At 68.9% G+C, this 2,268-nt stretch carries 3 protein-coding genes; 2 read left to right on the forward strand and 1 reads right to left on the reverse strand.

What is annotated here, in order from left to right:
* Window positions 1-340 precede the first annotated feature (340 nt).
* Window positions 341-490 (reverse strand): GPGG-motif small membrane protein, encoded by a 150-nt coding sequence (locus ITP53_RS54900; protein ID WP_165959640.1) that lies wholly within the window; start codon window positions 488-490, stop codon window positions 341-343.
* Window positions 491-562: 72 nt separating this feature from the next.
* Here ITP53_RS54900 and ITP53_RS54905 point away from each other — a divergent pair, with 72 nt between their 5' ends.
* Both ITP53_RS54905 and ITP53_RS54910 read left to right on the forward strand, forming a co-directional pair.
* Complete coding sequence (locus ITP53_RS54905) at window positions 563-1,516, forward strand: TIGR03557 family F420-dependent LLM class oxidoreductase (protein ID WP_195903407.1); 954 nt, start codon at window positions 563-565, stop codon at window positions 1,514-1,516.
* 108 nt (window positions 1,517-1,624) lie between these two features.
* Window positions 1,625-2,221: a nucleotidyltransferase gene (locus tag ITP53_RS54910; RefSeq protein WP_195903408.1), complete on the forward strand. Its 597-nt coding sequence runs from the start codon at window positions 1,625-1,627 to the stop codon at window positions 2,219-2,221.
* Window positions 2,222-2,268: the final 47 nt, after the last annotated feature.

Below are 2,268 nucleotides of genomic sequence, written 5' to 3' on the forward strand. Positions count from 1 at the left end.
GGCGTGGAAGAGGCTTCTTGTTTTCGCAGGAAGCGGGCTTCCTGCGCTTGGAAGAGGCTGTCGCCCTTCCAAGGGGGTGGCTGGCCTCAGGGCATGCGGGGGCGGGCCCCGCGACCCCCCGAAGTCAAAGGCGTGGAAGAGGCTTCTTGTTTTCGCAGGAAGCGGGCTTCCTGCGCTTGGAAGAGGCTGTCGCCCTTCCAAGGGGGTGGCTGGCCCCGGAGTGGGCCACGCAGGGGCAGGCCCCCGCGACCCCCGAGGCCAAAGGGGGTGGCTGGGCCGGTCTTGGGGAAGCGGCCCAGTGGTGGGGTGGCCGCTGAGGACTGCGGACGTGGCCAGCCCCCTAAACGTTGAAGATGCTTACGCCGCCTGGGCCCACCAGGAAGCCGAGGACGATTAGGACGATTCCCCAGAGGAGGTCGCGTCTGGCCAGAATCACGTAGATGCCGGAGATGACGAGAATTACTGCGATGATCCAGAGCAAAGTAGCCATGGGGGCGTTGCTGCCCGCAATGTCTGCTAGTTAACATGTTTTTTCCTGCCATTGCGGGCAGGGGAAAATATTATGACGACATTCGGTTATTTCCTGGCGTCCGAGGAACACAGCCCGAAAGAGCTCGTACGCCAGGCCAAAGCCGCTGAGCGCGCCGGATTCGAAGCGCTCTGGATCTCCGACCACTTCCATCCGTGGCTGAACGAGCAGGGGGAGTCCCCGTTCGTCTGGTCCGTGATCGGCGCCCTGGCCGAGGCCACCTCGCTGCCGATCACCACTGCCGTCACCTGCCCACTCGTACGCGTCCACCCGGCAGTCGTCGCCCACGCCGCGGCCACCACTGCGGCGCTGACCGGAGGCCGCTTCCGGCTCGGCGTGGGCACCGGGGAGGCGCTCAACGAGCACGTGACCGACTCCCGCTGGCCGCCGCTCAGCGAACGGCTGGAGATGCTGGAGGAGGCCATGGGGCTCATGCGCGAGCTGTTCACGGGCCGGCTGGTGACGCACAGGGGCCGCCACTACCGCGTGGACACCGCCAGGCTCTACACGCTGCCCGAGGAGCCCGCGCCCATCCTCATGTCGGGGCTCGGCAAGAAGTCGACGGAGCTGGCCGGCCGCATCGCCGACGGCTACATCTCGACGGCTCCGAAGGCGGAGTCCGTACAGTCCTTCCGCGCCGCGGGCGGCACAGGCAAGCCCGCGTGCGGGGGGCTCAAGGCCTGCTACGCCGGCGACGAGGCCGCGGCGCGCAAGACCGTTCACCGCCTGTGGCCCACGCAGGGGATCAAGGGCGAGGCGTCGCAGCTCCTGCCGCTGCCGCGGCACTTCGAGCAGCTCGCGGCGTCGGTCACCGAGGAGGAGGCGGTGAACGGCAGCCCGGTCGGCCCCGACCCGCAGGTCCACGTACAGGCCATCAGGCAGTACGTCGACGCGGGCTTCGACGAGATCTACATCAACCAGATCGGCGCGGAGCAGGACGCTTTCTTCGACTTCTACGAGCGCGAGGTCCTGCCCCTCGTCCGCTGACCGCCGGGCTTCCGACGGGTCACTCGGCCGGGGATGGCAGGGGTCTGGGGTTGCCCCAGACCCCTGTTCCGCACGCCTACTTGAGGACCGATCGGGTAGCCCGACCACATGAGTAGCCACGGCCACGCGGTCACCGACGCGATCCTGGACACGCTCAAACGAGCGGGTTCGGGGTTGAAGGACGCCGGGGTGAAATTCGCGCTGGCCGGGGGGTGCGCGGCGTACGCGAGGGGCGCGGCGCCCTCGCTGCACGACGTGGACTTCGTGGTCACCGAGCACGACGTGCCCGAGGCCCTGGAGGTGCTGCGCAAGCTGGGGTTCCAGACGGCCAAGCCGCCGGAGGACTGGCTCGTCAAGGCGTACGACGAGGGGCGGCTGGTCGACCTGATCTACCGGGTGTCCGACCTGCCGATCACCGACGAGTTGCTGGACCGGGCCGAGCCGCTGAAGGCGTCGGCGGTCATCGTGCCCGTGCTGGACGCCACCGACCTGGTGATCACCTGGCTGCTGCCGCTGTCGGAGCACGCCTGCGACTACGGGGCGCTGCTGGCCCCGGTGCGCGCGATGCGCGAGCAGGTCGACTGGCCGCGCGTGGCCGCGGTGACGGCGGACTCGCCGTACGCGACGACCTTCATCACTCTCCTGGAACGGCTGGGCGTGCTGAGCGGCCCGGTCGAGCCGTCCGGCGACTCCAAGTGGCCTTGATCACACCCTGAGCCTGATCACGCAGAAGGAGGGCCGCGCCCCGGGCG

The sequence above is a fragment of the Nonomuraea cypriaca genome (assembly GCF_015645445.1).
Lineage (GTDB): Bacteria > Actinomycetota > Actinomycetes > Streptosporangiales > Streptosporangiaceae > Nonomuraea > Nonomuraea cypriaca.